We start from the raw sequence: 16,641 nt of genomic DNA, 5'->3' as shown, positions 1-16,641 counted from the left end.
AGGCCGGGCGGCCCCGAAGGGAAGGACGCAAGATGCTGAACATCGACGTGGATACCGGCCGCAATGTCGTCACCGCCAGACCCGAAGGAGCGATCCCGGCCTCGGATTTCGAGGCTCTGGGACGCGCCATCGACGATTACGCCAACGAAAACGACCGGATGCCGGGGCTTGTCGTGCGGCTGAACGGCCTGCCGCAATGGCAGGGCCTGTCGGCTCTGCGGGCGCATTTCGACGTGGTGCGCAAACATGCCGCCGTCCTGCCTCGGGTGGCGCTTGTCACCGACACCATGGGCCTGTCGATGCTGCCCAATATCGCCGACATTTTCGTGCGGGCGCGGGTGCGCCATTTCGATGTCAGCCAAGAGGAACAGGCGATCGCCTGGGCCGGCTCGTCCGAGAAGGAGCCCGAGGGTTACGTTCTGCTGGAGGGATTCCCCGAAGAGGTGATCGCCATCCGCGCGGTGGGCGAGGTCACCTCGCGCGATTACGAGGATCGGCTGATCCCGCTGGTGCGCAAGATGGAACGGAAACATGGAAAGCTGCGGCTGCTGATGCAGCTTGGCCCGGATTTCGAAACCTATACGACCGGCGCGATGTGGGACGACGCGCGGCTGGGCCTGACCCATTGGCGCAGTTTTGAAAAGGTCGCGGTGGTCAGCGATATCGGCTGGATCACCCGATCGGTGAAAATGTTCGCGCCGCTGATGCCGGGCGAGGTTGCGGTCTTTCCCGGCGACGCGATGCAGGCGGCGACTTCGTGGATCACCGAAGGGGCGGGGTCGGCGAAACCCGAGAAATCCGGCTCCGGAAAGACTGCGCAGGACAGTGCCGCGCCCGGGAAATCCTCGACCCGCAGCCAGCGGGCGACAAGGCCGGACGCGGCGAAGTCCGCTGCGGCGAAAGAGGCCGCGGGATCGACCGGCAAGACGGCTTCGGCAAGGCCCGCGACCGGGCGGAAAGCGGCCGCATCCCGAACCGCCGCGAAAAAAGCCGTCGCGAAGCCGGGATCGGCGAAACCCCTGGCCAGCGACTCCGCATCCGGGAAGGCCGGGGCAAGCTCTGGCGCCACCAATGGCAAGGCGGCCACGAAAAAACGCGGCTCCGCCGCAAGACCGGCGCGCAAGCCCGCCGCCCCGCGAAGGCCGAAAGCCTAGCCTTTCAGCCGCCGCCTGTGCCGGTGCGTCGCTTCGGCGGCCGCCTTCCCTTGCCTCTGCGATCTGTCCCGGCCTTGGATTGCACGATCCCTTTCCGGTCGCGTCAGCTTGCCCGCAAGGGGAAAGGCGCCTGATCCCCGGCAGGGCGTGCCGGTGCGTGCAAGGCGCTGGCGGCGCTGCCTTTCCGCTTCGCCGACATCGCGCATTGACAGGTTCAGAAACTTCCCTGATAACGCGTCGAAAGTTGAGTAAAGGAGTCGGATATGCCTGACGTGAACAAACGGACCTTTCGGAGCATCACCCCCAAGCGGATCGTCGCCCTGGGCGGCGCCGCGGCCATGGTCATCGGCACGCCGCTGATGGCCCAGGCAGAGCGGATCGAGGGCCGCTCGAGCTATGTCATCGCGCAAGCCGAGGGCGAAGGAGAGGGGGGCGCGGCCGAAGCGCCGGTCAATGCCGAGGGCGAGGGTGAAGCGTCAGCCGCCGAAGGCGAGGGCAAGGGCGCCGAGGGCGAAGGCGAGGGGGGATCGGTTGCCGCCGAAGGCGAGGGTGAAGCCGCTGCTTCCGAAGGCGAGGGTGAAGCTGCCGCTTCCGAGGGCGAGGGTGAAGCCGCCGCTTCCGAAGGCGAAGGAGGCGGCGAGGGCGAGGGTGAAGGCGGCGGCGCCGCAATCGATCCCGATGTCGCCTTTCTGACCGATCTCGGCTTCATGGAAGGCCATCTGCGCGCGGGGCTTGCGCTGTACGAGGCGGGCGATCTGTCGGCGGCAAAGACGCATATGGGCCATCCGATCGAAGAGAAGTACGAAGCCGTCGCCAAGCGGCTTGACCAACTGGGATATGGCGATCTGCGGGAACAGATCTCGGCGCTTGCCGCAGCGGCCGAGGCGGAAGATTCCTATGAGAAGATTGCGGAAATGTTCGGCAAGGTGCGCCAGACGCATGAAGAGGTCCGGACGAATTTCGACGCGGCTGATCAGTTGAAATCCTTTGCGGCGCTGACCCGTGTCGCGGCCGACGAATACGCAATAGCGGTCGAAGGCGGAACACTGGCGAATGTAAAGGAATACCATGATGCCTGGGGCTTCATGCGGGTGATCGAGGCCGAGGCAGGCGAACTTGCGGCAAGCGACGACGCCAAGGCGTCGGATGCGGCGGCGGCGATCGTGGAACAGGTCGAGGCGGCAGGTTCCGCGTTCGGTGATCTGCAGGGACAGGGAGATTACGAAAAGGATCCGTCCATTCTCTACGCGGCAGCGGCAAGAATGGAACTGGCCTCCCTCGGGGCAGAGTGAATCCATGATGATCGTCATCGGAAACGCCCTTGACACCCACGAAACGGCGGCCTTGCGAGAGGCCGCCGAGAAGCTCGAATACGAGGATGGAAAGCGCACCGCCGGTCGCTATGCGCGCAACGTCAAGAGCAACCTTCAGGCGGTGGCATCGCCGGGACTGGAGACGATCTTCACCAAGGTGCGCGACACGCTGAACGGCAACGAGGTGTTCCGCTCGGCGGCGCGGCCGAAGAAGTTCGCACGCCTTCTCCTGTCGCGCTATCGCGGCGGGATGACCTATGGCACCCATGTGGACGATCCGGTGATGATGGGCAGCCGGACGGATCTGTCCTTCACCCTCGCGCTCAGCGATCCGGGGGAATACGATGGCGGCGAACTGGTGATGGAGGACGCGGTGGAAGAAAGAGGCGTCCGGCTTGCTGCCGGTGATCTCGTGCTCTATCCGACATCGGCGCTGCACCGGGTAGAACCCGTGACCCGCGGCGAACGGATGGCCATCGTCGGCTGGGTCACCAGCTGGGTCCGCGACCCGGCACGCCGTGAGATCCTGTTCGACCTCGACGCCGCCGCCAAGGCGATCTTCGACGAACAGGGCAAGTCGCCGGCTTTCGACCGGGTGTTCAAGGCCAAGGCGAACCTGTCGCGCATGTGGTATGACGACTAGCTGTCCGATACCGGTCTTCGATGGCGAAATCCTCGCGCCAGAGCGGGCCGGGGCGCGACGGCAATCATTCGGCAAAGGCAATGTCGGTTCGCGCCCGGCCGTCCTTCTGCGGTCTGGAAGGCGGGCGCGATCAGCGTTCGACTGACGTCAACAGATCCTCGAGCACCAGCGCCATGATCCTGGCGCTGTCGATCATGTCCTGCACGCCGATCCATTCGTCGGGCTGGTGGGCCAGATCCAGCACCCCCGGACCATAGGCGATGCAGTTCTTCAACTTTCCGATCCGGTCGATATGCTTCTGGTCATAGGTGCCGGGGCTGACGACATAGTCGGCTTCGCGGCCCAGCACGCGCCCGATCGCGGCTGCGGTCGAGGTCACGATCGGTGCGTCCTTGTCGGTCATTGACGGCACCACCTCGAAAAGGTCGCGAATCTCGTATCGAAAGCCGGGCCGCCGCGCCTTGACCCGATCCAGCAGGGCCGTGATCTCGGCCTTGACCTCGGCCAGATCCTCTTCGATCAGAAAGCGCCGGTCGATGGTGATGCGGCAGCGGTCGGGCACGCAGGGCGCGGGCAGGCCGGTATAGCCGTCCTCCGGTTCGGGCGCGCCACCATGGATCGCGTTGAGGTTCAGCGTCGATGACCGCGCGCCTTCGGGGATCACCGGCATCGCGGTATGCTTGCCGGCCAGCAGCGGCCACAGCGCGGCCTCCATCTCGGCCAGAACGGCACCCATGTGGCGCACCGCGCAATCGCCCAGAAACGGCATCGAGCCATGGGCGATCCGGCCATGCGTCTCGATCTCGGCCCACCAGACGCCGCGATGGCCCAGGCAGATGCGGTCCTTGTGCAGCGGCTCGGGGATGATGACGTGATCGACATGAGCAAAGGCACCCCGTTCGGCCAGGTAGGCGACGCCGCCATAGCCGCCCGATTCCTCGTCCGCTGTCGCGCTGATCTCGATGCTGCCCGCGAAATCGGGATGGGTCGCCACGAAGGCTTCGGCGGCGATGATGCTGGCCGCCAGCCCGCCTTTCATGTCGCAGGATCCGCGGCCATAGATCCTGTCGCCGTCCAGTTCGCCCCCGAAAGGATCGCGGGACCAGCCATGGCCGACCTCGACCACGTCGTGATGGCCGTTGAAATGGACGCATTCGCCCGGCGTTGCGCCCGCCTTGCGGGCGATCATGTTCCAGCGCGGATAGGTGTCGCTGTCGCCGGGGCTGCCTTTGGCACGGATCAATTCGCAGTCCCAGCCCTGCGGCGCCATCCGGGCCCGCAGATAATCGCAGATGTCGCGATAGTGTCGGCCCGGCGGGTTCAGCGTCGGGATGCGGATCAGATTCTGCGTCAACGCGATCAGATCGTCACGCCGCGCCTCGATGGCGGATTTCAGCGAATTCATGGCCCACAGGCTAGGCCGCGCCGCCTGCGAAGACAACGCCCCGTCGCGACGACGGGCCGGGCGGAGAACGGCCCGCCGACAGGTCCGGCAGATGCAGGGCCCGCGCCCGGAACCGCACGGCCCGATGCGGCGCCTTCCGCTGGCCCCGGGCGCGCGCGTCGTGGTAGCCTGATCCGGAACCGGGCCGTCCGTCAGGCCGCGCCGCGGGGTTCGGCCCGGAGAGATATCGTTGATCGCCTTCTTCCGCCTGATTGTCCTTGTGCTGCTGCTCGAGGCGATGTTCTATCTGCTTCTGCGACTTTACATCCGGTCGCTGCGCCGCGAGAGGCTGGAGAACATCTGGGCCGAGCGTCACCCCGACATGGCGGGCGATCGGGCCGCCCGGGGCAAATTCGTCCGCAAATCCATGGTCGGGTTTGACAAGAGCCTGCGGTCGCGGCTCTTGTGGCTGGTCTTCATCATCCCGACATTGACGATCATGGGAATCGTCTACTGGATCAACTGGCAATAAGGGGCCGCCGGAAAATGCATTACGTCAAGGTCGTTCTGGGGGTTCTGCTGGGGATCGTGGTGTTCCTGTTCCTGGATTATGCGCTTCCGTCAAAGAACACTGTCCGGATCACCAATACCTATAACCGGCTGACCCCGGTCACCTCGTCGAACGCGATCTTCTACGCCGCCCAGGATACCGGAACGGTTCAGAACGCCTCGGGGCAGCGCGATGTCCGCTTCATCGAAACGGTGCGCCCGAATGGCAAGGTCTTCGTCTATCGCAACGAGGATACCGGCTGGATCTGGCCGCCCTATTTCAAGTATGACAGCGCCAATCTTCATGCCGAGGCGACCAATCTGCGATCCGGAAAAGCCGATCCGCAATGGGTCAGCGTGACTGCCTATGGCTGGCGCATCCCATGGTTGACCGCCTATCCCAACGCGATCGCGATCGACACGCTGGCCAATCCCAATGACCGCCCGCGCAACTGGGGCGCGATGATCATCTCTGCCGTCCTGCTGATCTTCCTTGTGCTGATCTGGCGCATGTGGGCGCAGTTCCGCGAACGGACCCTCGACCCGGCGATCAGATCCGCGGATGCAAGGTGGGATCGTACCACCGATCGCGTCACTTCGGACGCCGCCGGCGCGCGCGGGCGCCTCAGCGGCTGGTGGAACACTCGGCGGGCCAGGCCGCGGAAATAGTCGCCCGGATCGGCGCGGGCCCAGGAACCAAGCGCCGGGAACGCCGTCGGGCCGCCGCCTTCCGCGCCCCGATCGGGCGCCGTTCCGCGACAATGCCTGACCGATGGAAGTGCCGCGCGTGCGCCTCGCACCTTGCCGCCCTGACCGGCTGGGGCTACCTTGCACCCTGCCATCCGGTCCGAGGGGGGACATGTCCGATCATCGCAATCCCGGCACCGATCTTCGCATCGAAGGCTTCGCCGATATCCGCATCAATACGCCCGCCGCGCTGCGCCGGGCGGCGACGCTGCCCGTGCGCCGCAGCCTGAAGAAGGACCATCAGGCAGCCTGGCTTCTGAATGCGGTCCGCTGCATCGACCTGACCACGCTGGCCGGCGACGACACCGAGGATCGGGTGGCGCGGTTATGCGCCAAGGCCCGCCAGCCCGTCGCCGCCGAATTGCTGCAGGCGATGGGCGTGCCTCACCTGACCACGGGCGCCGTCTGCGTCTATCCCACCATGGTCGCCGCCGCCAAGCGCGCGCTTGGCAATTCCGGCATTCCCGTGGCCAGCGTCGCGACCGGCTTTCCCGCCGGCCTGATGCCGCTGGATCTGCGTCTGGCCGAGATCCGTCATGCCGTCGATCAGGGCGCCGACGAGATCGACATCGTGATCACCCGCGCCCATGTCCTGCGCGCCGAATGGACCGCCCTTTATGACGAGATCCGGGCCATGCGCGATGCCTGCGGACCCGTCCGGATGAAAACCATCCTCGCCACCGGAGATCTGAAATCGCTGGAAAATGTCGCCCGTGCCAGCCATGTCGCGATGCAGGCCGGGGCCGACTGGATCAAGACCTCGACCGGCAAGGAAGGTGTCAACGCGACCCTGCCCGTGTCGCTGGTCATGTGTCGCGCGATCCGGGACTACCGGACTCTGACCGGGCACCGGGTCGGATTCAAGCCGGCGGGCGGATTGCGCACCGCCAGGGACGCGATCGACTGGCAGGTGCTGATGGCCGAGGAACTGGGCCGCGACTGGTTGAGCCCGGACCTGTTCCGCATCGGCGCCAGCAGCCTTCTTGGCGATATCGAACGCCAGATCAGCCACCACGTCACCGGCCGCTATGCCGCCGGTCATCGCCAAGCCATCGCCTGAGGGACAGAATGAGCCGCGTGAGCGAAATCATGGACAGCATGGAATACGGCCCCTCGGTCGAAGACAGCAGTGCCGCCCGCGACTGGCTGAAGGCGCGCGCTCCCTTTGGCCATTTCATCGGCGGCAAGGTCACGAAACCCGGCCAGACCTTCGCTACCCGCGATCCCTCGACCGGCGAGGCGCTGGCCAAGGTGACGCAGGGCAGCGCCGAGGATGTGGCGCAGGCGGTCAGGGCCGCGCGCCGGGCACAGCCGAAATGGGCCGCGCTGAGTGGGACCGAACGCGCCCGTTACCTTTATGCCATCGCGCGGCATGTGCAGAAACGCGAACGCATTCTGTCGGTCCTGGAGACGCTGGATAACGGCAAGCCGATCCGCGAAAGCCGCGACATCGACATTCCCCTGGTCGCGCGACATTTCTATCACCACGCGGGTTGGGCCGAACTGCGCGATACGGCCTTTCCGGGCCACGCGCCGCTGGGCGTCTGCGGCCAGATCATCCCGTGGAACTTTCCGCTGCTGATGCTGGCCTGGAAGATCGCGCCCGCCCTGGCGGCAGGGAACACGGTGGTTCTGAAACCCGCCGAATACACCCCGCTGACGGCCTTGGCCTTTGCCGAAATCTGCCAGCAGATCGGCCTTCCCGCAGGTGTCGTCAACATCGTGACCGGCGACGGCGAAACCGGCGCGGCGCTGGTGGCGGCGCAGGTGGACAAGATCGCTTTCACCGGCTCGACCGAGGTCGGCCGCGCGATTGCCGGCGCGATGGCGGGCAGCGGCAGGGCACTGACGCTGGAACTGGGCGGCAAATCGCCCTTCATCGTGATGGAAGACGCCGATCTCGACGCGGCCGTGGAGGGCGTCGTCGATTCAATCTGGTTCAACCAGGGCGAGGTCTGCTGCGCCGGTTCCCGCATCCTGGTGGCCGAGGCGGTTTCGGACCGGTTCGAGGCGCTGCTGCGCGCACGGATGGAAAGGCTGCGGCCGGGTCTGCCGCTGGACAAGTCCACCGATATCGGAGCCATCGTCGATCCGGTGCAGAAGGACCGCATTCTGTCGATCTGCAAGGCTGCGACCGATGCCGGGGCTGAACTGATCGGCGGACAGCCGGGCGAGGGCTGTTTCATCGCACCGGGCTATCTGCGCAACATCGCCCCAGGCAACCCGGGCATGGAGCAGGAAATCTTCGGCCCCATCGCGACACTTTCGACATTTCGCACCGCCGACGAGGCGATCTCGCTGGCCAATAACACGCGCTACGGGCTGGCAGGCTCGGTCTGGTCGGAAAGCGCCAGCGTGGCCACGGACATCGCCGCGCAGGTCAAGGCCGGGGTGCTGTGGATCAACTGCGCCAATGCCTTCGACGCCGCGGCGCCCTTCGGCGGCTATCGCGAAAGCGGATTCGGCCGCGAGGGCGGGCGCGCGGGGATGCTGGATTACCTGGCCGAACCGAAGATAAAATCGGCGGGCGAAGCCGCGCCGAAGGCGCCGGTCGTGATGGACGGCGCGGAGCAGGGCGGCGGGCTGGACCGCACCGCCAAGCATTATATCGGCGGCGCGCAGAAACGGCCCGATGGCGGTGTCATGTATGGGGTGGCGGGCGGACTTGCACCTTTGGGCAACCGAAAGGATATCCGAAACGCGGTCGAGGCGGCGGCCAAGGCCGGCAAATGGGCCGCGATGGGCGGTCACGGGCGCGCGCAGGTTCTGTACTATATTGCCGAGAACCTTGCTGCCCGCGCCGAGGATTTCACGCGCCGGACCAGCCGGGCCGAAACCGATGCCGCCATCGCCCGCGCCTTCCACTATGCGGCATGGGCCGACAAATTCGACGGCACCAACGTGCAGGCCAGGCCCGGCCATCTGGTCAATGTGATCCCCGAGCCTTTCGGTGTCATCGGCATCGCCTGCCCGAACATGCAGCCCCTGGCCGGGTTCATGTCGCTGGTCATGCCCGCCATCGCGATGGGCAATTGTGTCGTGGCGATCCCCGCGCAGGACGATCCGCTGGCGCTGGCCGATCTGTATCAGGTCTTCGACACCTCGGACCTGCAGGCCGGGGTGGTGAACATCGTGACCGGATCGAAACCGGACCTGGCGCAGGTTCTGGCCGCCCATGATGCCGTGGCCGCGATGTGGTATCCGGGCGCCGGGCTGGAGGCGGTCGAACTTGCGGCGGGCGGAAACCTGAAGCCGGTCTGGTCGCCCGTGAACCGCGACTGGACCGGAGCCGAGGCGCAGGGTGAGGAGTTTCTGCGCCGCGCCACCCGGACCAAGACGGTCTGGCTGCCTTATGGCGCCTTGCCGGCAGGTGCCGGCACGGCCTATTGATCGCCGGGGGACTTTGCGTCCCCCGGACCCCCTGCAAGGTATTTGGAAAGAGCGCGAGGGGAAGGCCGGCCCGCCGCCCGGTCCGGCGCGCCTGTGTCAGCGGCCGCGGATCCGCGGGTCCATCGCGTCTCGCAGCCCGTCGCCGATATAATTCACGCACAGAACCGTCAGCGAGATGAAGATGCCGGGCAGGATCACCCGGCTGGGATAGAGGACCATCTGATCCACGGCGTCGTAGAGCAGCCGCCCCCAGGTCGGAAAATCCGGGGGAAAGCCGAGACCCAGAAAGCTCAGCGCGCTTTCGGTGATGATCGCGGTGGCGATGCCCAGGGTCGCCGCGACCATGATCGGCGACAGCACGTTGGGCAGGATGTGGCGCAGGATCATCCGTCGCGGCGGCGTGCCGATGGATTTCGCGGCAAGGATGAATTCACGCTCTTTCAGGCCCAGCACGTCGCCGCGCACGATGCGCGCCGATTGCATCCAGCTTGTCGCGCCGATGGCCGAGACGATCAGGATGAAGATGCCCGTCGCCGGCCCGAAATTCTGCGACAGGGGTTCACGGAACAGCGTCACCATCAGCAGCAGCAGCGGCAGCAGCGGCAGCGCCAGGAACAGTTCGGTGATCCGCATCAGCGGCGCATCGAGGCGTCTGAAATAACCCGACATGACCCCGATCATGCTGCCGAGGAAGATCGCGATCAGCATGGCCGTCATCCCCACCGCGATCGAAACGCGGCCTCCCGCCATCAGCCGGGCCAGCATGTCGCGGCCCAACTGGTCGGTGCCCAGCGGATGGGCGGCCACGAAGCCGGAATTGCGGGCGCGGATATCGACATAGGTCGGATCGATCGTCCACAGCCAGGGCCCGATCGAGACGAACAGCAGCACGAGGACGAACAGCACCAGCGCCACCATCGCGCCCCTGTGGCTGCGGAACTGCCGCCAGACATCGCGCCACTGGCTGCGCGTCTCGCCGCCCGCACGGACCGGGTCGTCTGGCGGCAGGTCGGCGGTGACGGCCGCGTTTCCGGCGCTTTCGTCGACCAGCTCGGCCGTGTCGAGGTGACGTTGGCGTTCGGTCTCAGTCATAGCGGATCCGGGGGTCGAGGACGCCGTAGAGGATGTCGGCGATCAGGGTGAACATCACGATCAGGATCGCGAAGATGAAGGTCAGCGTCAGCACCATCGGAATGTCGTTGCCGTTGATGGCCGTGATCAGCAATTGTCCAAGCCCGTTCACCTTGAACACCTGCTCGGTGATGATGGCGCCGCCGAACACCGCAGGCAGTCCAAGCGCGATCACGGTGACGACCGGGATCAGGCTGTTCCTCAGCACGTGTTTCAGCACCACCTTGCGTTCGCCCAGGCCCTTGGCGCGGGCGGTGCGGACGTAATCCTGCCCCAGATTGTCCAGCATCGAGGCGCGCATGAAACGGCTGATCTGCGCCGCGTTGTACAGCGCGAGAACCGTCACCGGCATGACCATCTGCCGGACCTGGGCCAGAAAGCTGTTCCAGTCGCGCACCACCAGCGTGGTGTCATAGACCGAGGGAAACCATTGCAGCTTGACCCCGAAGACGATGATCAGCACGACCCCGGTGAAGAAGGTCGGCATCGAGAAGCCGACCATCGACACGAAGGTGCCCAACTGGTCGAACCAGCTATACTGCTTGTAGGCCGAGACGATGCCGATCGGGATCGCGATCATCACGCCGACGACATAGGACATGCCGACCACCACCAGCGTCTGCGGCAGGCGCTGCGCGATGATGTCGAAGACGGGGCTGCGCGACTGGAAGCTGATGATGCGTTGTGCGCCGGCGCTGAAATCGGTGCCGAAGGCCTGGTCGAACCAGTAGACCGGCTCGACCCAGAAGAACTGCTTCAGCCACAGGACATAGCGGATATACCAGGCCTGTCCCAGCCCAAGCGCCTCGCGCATCTTTTCCTTCACCTCGGGCGGCACTGTCAGCGGCACGTCGGCCAGCGGATCGCCGGGCGAGGCCTCCAGCAGCAGGAAGATCACCAGCGAGATGAACAGAAGCGTGGGAATCGCCAGCAGCAGGCGCCGGATGGTGAAATTCAGCATGACGCGGCCCTTCGGGTTCCTGTCGTGATGCGCATGGGTGCCGTCCCTGTTGTCGACCCGCCCTTGCGCCGCCTTCTGGCGGATGGGGGCAGGCGGAAACCGGGCCGCCTGCGGCGAGGCGGGCGGCCCGGATCATCGGTTCAGATCACTGCTGCTTGCGCGACCAGTCCGCCACATTCCAGATCTCAGTGTCCCAGGCATTCAGCTTGACGCCTTCCAGCGTGTTGCTGACGGCCGAAGCGGTGCCGCGATAGACCAGCGGGATGATGACGTTGCTGTCCTTGGTCAGCATGTCATTCATCTTCTTGCCCAGATTGCCGCGTTCGGTCAGATCGACCGTCTTGCCCAGTTCGGCGACCAGCTTGTCATATTCCGGGTCGCAGAAGCGGGCGTGATTTTCGCCCTGCCATTGGGTTTCCGGCCGGGGCGCCTTGTCGCAGGTCCATTGCGCCAGATAGGGCTCGGGGTTGTTGCCTTCGAAGTTGTTGGCATACATCTCGACATCGGCATAGAATTTCTGGAACGTGTCGGGCGAGCCCGCATCCCCGCCGAAGAAGACCGAGGCATCGACGGTCTTCAACTCGGTCTCGATGCCGATTTCCGACCACCATTGCTTGATCAGCGCCTGAAAGTCCTGACGCACGGCATTGACCGAGGTCTGGTACAGCAGCGACAGCCTGACGCCGTCCTTCTCGCGGACGCCGCTGCCGTTATCGACCCAACCGGCATCTTCCAGAACCTTCTTGGCCCCTTCGATGTCCTGCGTCAGGCAGGCGGTGTTGTCCGAGGCCCATGCCTCGGGCGCGGGGACCAGGTTGCAGGTGGGCTTGCCGGCCTGACCATAGCCGATCTCGGTCAGCAGGCTGCGGTCGATGGCCATGGACAGCGCCTTGCGCACGGCCGGGTCCGTGGTGATCGGGTTGGGGTTCTTGGCGGTCGAACGTTCGCCTTCGGGCAGGGATGAGGAGGCGTCGGTCAGGTTGACCAGGATGCGTTCGACCAGGCTGCCGAAGGCGACCTGCACCTTGCCCTTGCCGCCGGCTTCCATCCCCGCCAGCACGTCCGGCGCCAGCTGCGTGTTCCAGGCATAGTCGTATTCGCCGGTTTCCAGAACCGCGCGCGCGGCGGCGGATGCATCGCCGCCGCCCTTGATGGTCAGCGTGGCGAAGGCGGGCTTGTCGGGTTCGCGATATTCGGGGTTGGCCTCGAAGGTGATCACGTCGTTGGTCTTGAACTCGATCACCTTGAAGGGGCCGGTGCCGATCGGGTTGAAGTTCTGTTCCGTGCAGGTCGATGCCGCCGCACCGGTGCAATTTTCGAACTGCGCCTTTTGCAGGATCGGCGACTGGCCGCCGACGAAGGCCGAGAACGGGTCGGGATGCGGTTCGGCGAAGGTCACCTTCACGGTCAGCGGATCGACCGCTTCGACGCTTTCGATTCCCTCGTATTTCGCCAGCTGCGCACAGCCGCCTTCCGGGTCCATGCAGTAATTCGCGGTGAAGACCACGTCATCGGCCGTCAGCGGCGTGCCGTCGGACCAGGTGATGCCGTCCTTCAGCTTCCAGGTCACCGTCTTCAGATCTTCCGAGATGCCGCCGTTTTCCAGCGACGGAAGCTCGGCCGCGAGGCGCGTGGTCAGCTTGCCGTCGGCGGTAAAGCTGGCCAGCGGCTCGATCACCATGCTGGCGGCGATGACGTCCTTGGTGCCGCCCGACAGATACGGGTTCATGGTCGAGGGCGCCTGCCACATGATGATGTTCAACTGCCCGTCCGAGCCGCGTTCGGCCATGGCGGCGGGGGCAAGCGCGAGGGTCGCCGCCGCGCCCATCAGCAAGGTCTTCAGTTTCATTCCACTCTCCTGTTGGGGGTTGGTCCGCGGGGCCGGGGCGATCTGTGCCGCCTGTTCTGATCTCGGCTCAATCCGTTGACGGGTATCGTCTTTTCTTGTTTCTCTCCCGGATTTCCGGGCCGGCATCCTGTCCCGTGTTGCCTGCGGAATGGGCACATCTTCTGCCGATCCCGCCGCCGAAAGCAAGTGCTATCGCGTCGAACCGATCGGCGCCGCATTCCGCTTTGACATTTGAGGCGCTCTGACTAGCCTTTGGGCAGAACGTAGGACAGGAACCGCGATGCTGGACGAATCCCCCCTGGTTTCCATCGAGAAGCTCCGCGTCGAATTCGAAACCAACGACGGCGTGGTGGTCGGCGTCAAGGATGTCAGCTTCGACATCAAACCCGGCGAATGCGTCTGCGTGGTCGGCGAATCGGGTTCGGGCAAGTCGGTATCCTCGCTGTCGCTGATGCGGCTGGTGGAATTCGGCGGCGGCACCATCACCAACGGCAAGCTGATGTTCGATACCGGCGACGGCAAGGTCGTTGACCTGGTCCGGCAATCGACGCCGGTGATGCGCGACATCCGCGGCAATCAGATCGGCATGATCTTCCAGGAACCGATGACGGCGCTGAACCCGGTCTTTACCGTCGGCGATCAGTTGGCCGAGGGGCTGATCGAACATCGCGGTCTGGACAAAAAGGCCGCCCGTGCCCGCGCGCTGGAGATCCTGAAACAGGTTCGCATCCCCGAACCCGAGCGGCGCATGGATCAGTATCCGCACGAATTGTCGGGCGGAATGCGCCAGCGGGTCGTCATCGCCATCGCCATGGCCTGCGAGCCGCGCCTGCTGATCTGCGACGAGCCGACGACCGCGCTTGACGTGACCATCCAGGCGGAAATCCTGGCGCTGATCGACCGGCTGAAGCGTGAAAAGCAGATCGCCGTTCTTTTCATCACCCATGACATGGCCGTGGTCGCGCAGATGGCCGATCGCGTCGTGGTCATGTATCGCGGCGACAAGGTCGAGGAAGGACCGGTCGAACAGATCTTCGAGGCACCGCGCGAAGATTATACCCGGATGCTGCTGGCCGCGGTGCCGCGTCTGGGCGAGATGTCCGGCAAGCCCGCCCCCGAACGCCTGCGCCTGATGCGCGACGGAACCGTGGGCAAGCCCGAGCCGATCATCGTGGCCGATCCGAAACCGCTGCTGACGGTCGAGAACCTGGTCACGCGCTTTGCGGTCAAGGGCGGCATCATGCGCCGGACCGTCGCCAATGTCCACGCGGTCGAGGATGTCAGCTTCACCATCAACGGCGGTGAAACGCTGTCGCTGGTGGGCGAATCGGGCTGCGGCAAATCGACCTGCGGGCGGTCGATCCTGCGGCTGGTCGAACCGCAATCGGGCCATGTGAACCTTGGCGGGACCGATGTTCTGGCGTTGTCACAGCGCGGTCTGCGACGCGCGCGCCGCGACATGCAGATGATCTTTCAGGATCCTTTCGCCAGCCTCGATCCGCATATGAAACTCTATGATCAGGTCGCCGAGCCGATGCTGAATTACGGAATCGGCAATCGGTCCGAACGTCAGGACCGGATCGCCGCTTTGTTCGACCGGGTGGAACTGCCGCGCAGCTTCATGCGCCGCTATCCGCATGAAATGTCGGGGGGCCAGCGCCAGCGCATCGCCATCGCCCGCGCCCTGGCGCTGAACCCGAAACTGATCATCGCGGACGAGGCGGTCTCGGCGCTGGATGTCTCGGTGCAGGCGCAGGTGCTGAACCTGCTGATGGAATTGCAGCAGGATATGGGCATCTCGATGCTGTTCATCAGCCACGACATGGCGGTGGTCGAACGGGTCAGCCATCATGTCGGCGTCATGTATCTGGGACGGATCGTGGAACTGGGCACCCGCGCGCAGGTCTTCGAGAACCCGCAGCACAGCTATACCAGACAACTGATGCTGGCCGTCCCCGTCGCCGATCCGCGCCAGAAGAAGATCAGCGAGGATCTGGAATTCCGCCCGATCCCTTCGCCGATCCATCCGGTCGATTACCTGGCCAGCCCTTCGGTCTATCGCGAAGTCGCGCCTGGTCACCGGGTGCTGGTCGATCCCGTGACCCATTCGTGAGGATCGAACCGCCGATCGGCCCCGGCGCGGTCCCCGAATTTCGCGCCGACCTGCCAGCCTCCGCGGATGTCGTGGTCATCGGCGGCGGCATCGTTGGGGTCACCACGGCACTGTATCTTGCTCGCGACGGGCTGTCGGTCGTGCTGTGCGAAAAGGGCGTGATTGCGGGCGAACAATCCTCGCGCAACTGGGGTTGGGTCCGCGCGCAGGGCCGCGACGAGGCCGAAATTCCGATCATGCTGGAGGCCCGCCAGCTATGGCGCGGCCTGTCACGGGAACTGGGCGAGGGGCTGGGCCTTGCGGCTTGCGGCGTCAGCTATCTGGCACGGGACGAGGCCAGCATGACCCGCTACGAGGCATGGCTGGACGTGGCCCGCCACCACGGCCTGGATAGCCGCATCATGGGCCGCGCAGAACTGGACCGCGTGCTGCCCAATTCGGCAGGCTGGCTGGGTGCGCTGACCACGCCATCGGATATGCGCGCCGAACCGGCCTTCGCCGTTCCCGCCATCGCCCGGCTGGCCGCGGCGGCAGGCGTCACCATCCGCGAACATTGCGCCGCCCGCGCGCTGGAGACGACGGCCGGACACATCTCGGCCGTGCTGACCGAGGCTGGGGCGATCCGGACCGACCGCGTTCTTCTGGCAGGTGGCGCATGGTCGGGTCTTTTCGCGGGCAATGCCGGGATGATCCTGCCGCAATTGTCGGTCCGCGCCACCGTCGCCGCCACCGAGGCCATGCCCGAATTCTGGCCCGGCGCCGCGGCCGATCCGGATGTCGCCTTCCGCCGCCGCGCCGATGGCGGCTATACGCTGGCGCCCGGCACCGCGCATGATTTCTGGATAGGCCCGGCGGCGTTCAGACATCTGCGGGCCTATCTGCCCCAGATCCGCCGCGACCTGTCGCAGACAAGCCTGCAACCGGCCGCGCCCAGGGCCTATCCGGATGCCTGGCGCACGCCGCGCCGATGGTCCGCCGACGCAGCCTCGCCCTTCGAGGCGGTGCGGATCCTCAGCCCGGATCCGAATCCGGCCCGCATCGACCATCTCGTCAAGGCGTTTGCCAGCGCCTTTCCGCGAATCGGCCGCCCGCGGATCCGTGCCGCCTGGGCGGGAATGATCGACACGATGCCCGACCATGTTCCGGTGCTGGACGAAACTCCGATGCCCGGATTCTTCGTCGCCACCGGCCTGTCCGGCCACGGCTTCGGCATCGGTCCGGGGGTGGGCCGCGTCATGGCCGCCATGATTCAGGGCCGGGCGCCGCGCCACGATCTGACACGGTTCCGCTTTTCGCGCTTCTCGGACGGATCGCCCGTCACGCTGGGGCCCGATCTCTAGGTCACAGCCGCTCGCGCTCTTTCCGGATATCTCCGGCGTGCGGCGCCCACTTGCAGGCCGTGCAGGA

General features: G+C 65.6%; 13 protein-coding genes. 9 read left to right on the top strand and 4 right to left on the bottom strand.

The features are described 5' to 3' along the window. Window positions 1-32 precede the first annotated feature (32 nt). The 3 genes from AC13CR_RS13950 (at window position 33) to AC13CR_RS13940 (ending at window position 3,110) form a co-directional block, all read left to right on the top strand. The gene (locus tag AC13CR_RS13950) at window positions 33-1,154 is read left to right on the top strand and encodes a SpoIIAA family protein (RefSeq protein WP_292953390.1); all 1,122 of its coding nucleotides are present in this window, start codon (window positions 33-35) and stop codon (window positions 1,152-1,154) included. A gap of 263 nt (window positions 1,155-1,417) precedes the next feature. Then, a complete protein-coding gene (locus AC13CR_RS13945) occupies window positions 1,418-2,446 on the top strand; it encodes a hypothetical protein (protein WP_292978439.1) in 1,029 nt (342 codons plus the stop codon). A 4-nt stretch (window positions 2,447-2,450) separates the two neighbouring features. Then, a complete protein-coding gene (locus AC13CR_RS13940) occupies window positions 2,451-3,110 on the top strand; it encodes a Fe2+-dependent dioxygenase (protein WP_292953381.1) in 660 nt (219 codons plus the stop codon). Between the two features lie 130 nt (window positions 3,111-3,240). On the opposite strand, the gene AC13CR_RS13935 is transcribed toward AC13CR_RS13940, so the two are convergent. Further along, complete coding sequence (locus AC13CR_RS13935) at window positions 3,241-4,515, bottom strand: acetylornithine deacetylase/succinyl-diaminopimelate desuccinylase family protein (RefSeq protein WP_292953378.1); 1,275 nt, start codon at window positions 4,513-4,515, stop codon at window positions 3,241-3,243. Between the two features lie 229 nt (window positions 4,516-4,744). Here AC13CR_RS13935 and AC13CR_RS13930 point away from each other — a divergent pair, with 229 nt between their 5' ends. The 4 genes from AC13CR_RS13930 (at window position 4,745) to AC13CR_RS13915 (ending at window position 9,180) form a co-directional block, all read left to right on the top strand. After that, window positions 4,745-5,026: a hypothetical protein gene (locus tag AC13CR_RS13930; protein ID WP_292953375.1), complete on the top strand. Its 282-nt coding sequence runs from the start codon at window positions 4,745-4,747 to the stop codon at window positions 5,024-5,026. A 14-nt stretch (window positions 5,027-5,040) separates the two neighbouring features. Beyond that, entirely contained in the window at window positions 5,041-5,712 is a 672-nt protein-coding gene (locus AC13CR_RS13925; protein ID WP_292953372.1) for a DUF1523 family protein, read from the top strand. Window positions 5,713-5,902: 190 nt separating this feature from the next. Beyond that, window positions 5,903-6,850 carry a deoxyribose-phosphate aldolase gene (gene deoC / locus AC13CR_RS13920; protein ID WP_292953369.1) on the top strand — a complete coding sequence of 316 codons (948 nt, stop codon included), beginning with the start codon at window positions 5,903-5,905 and terminating at the stop codon, window positions 6,848-6,850. An 8-nt stretch (window positions 6,851-6,858) separates the two neighbouring features. Then, on the top strand, window positions 6,859-9,180 hold the full coding sequence (locus AC13CR_RS13915) for an aldehyde dehydrogenase family protein (RefSeq protein ID WP_482900890.1): 2,322 nt from the start codon (window positions 6,859-6,861) through the stop codon (window positions 9,178-9,180). A 96-nt stretch (window positions 9,181-9,276) separates the two neighbouring features. Here the strand turns inward: AC13CR_RS13915 and AC13CR_RS13910 are convergent, their stop codons facing one another. The 3 genes from AC13CR_RS13910 to AC13CR_RS13900 all read right to left on the bottom strand — a co-directional run bounded on the left by AC13CR_RS13910 (window position 9,277) and on the right by AC13CR_RS13900 (window position 13,121). Next, a complete protein-coding gene (locus tag AC13CR_RS13910; RefSeq protein WP_292953363.1) occupies window positions 9,277-10,272 on the bottom strand; it encodes an ABC transporter permease in 996 nt (331 codons plus the stop codon). Continuing rightward, the gene (locus AC13CR_RS13905) at window positions 10,265-11,272 is read right to left on the bottom strand and encodes an ABC transporter permease (RefSeq protein WP_292953360.1); all 1,008 of its coding nucleotides are present in this window, start codon (window positions 11,270-11,272) and stop codon (window positions 10,265-10,267) included. The genes AC13CR_RS13910 and AC13CR_RS13905 overlap by 8 nt, the downstream gene beginning before the upstream one ends. 145 nt (window positions 11,273-11,417) lie before the next feature. Beyond that, a complete protein-coding gene (locus AC13CR_RS13900) occupies window positions 11,418-13,121 on the bottom strand; it encodes a peptide ABC transporter substrate-binding protein (protein ID WP_446232248.1) in 1,704 nt (567 codons plus the stop codon). Between the two features lie 280 nt (window positions 13,122-13,401). Between AC13CR_RS13900 and AC13CR_RS13895 the strand changes: the two genes are divergently transcribed. After that, a complete protein-coding gene (locus AC13CR_RS13895) occupies window positions 13,402-15,234 on the top strand; it encodes an ABC transporter ATP-binding protein (protein ID WP_292978449.1) in 1,833 nt (610 codons plus the stop codon). Window positions 15,235-15,236: 2 nt separating this feature from the next. Further along, complete coding sequence (locus AC13CR_RS13890; protein WP_293767864.1) at window positions 15,237-16,574, top strand: NAD(P)/FAD-dependent oxidoreductase; 1,338 nt, start codon at window positions 15,237-15,239, stop codon at window positions 16,572-16,574. Window positions 16,575-16,641: the final 67 nt, after the last annotated feature.

Source organism: Paracoccus sp. L-17, assembly GCF_056857655.1.
This window is presented reverse-complemented; position numbering and strand designations above follow the sequence as displayed.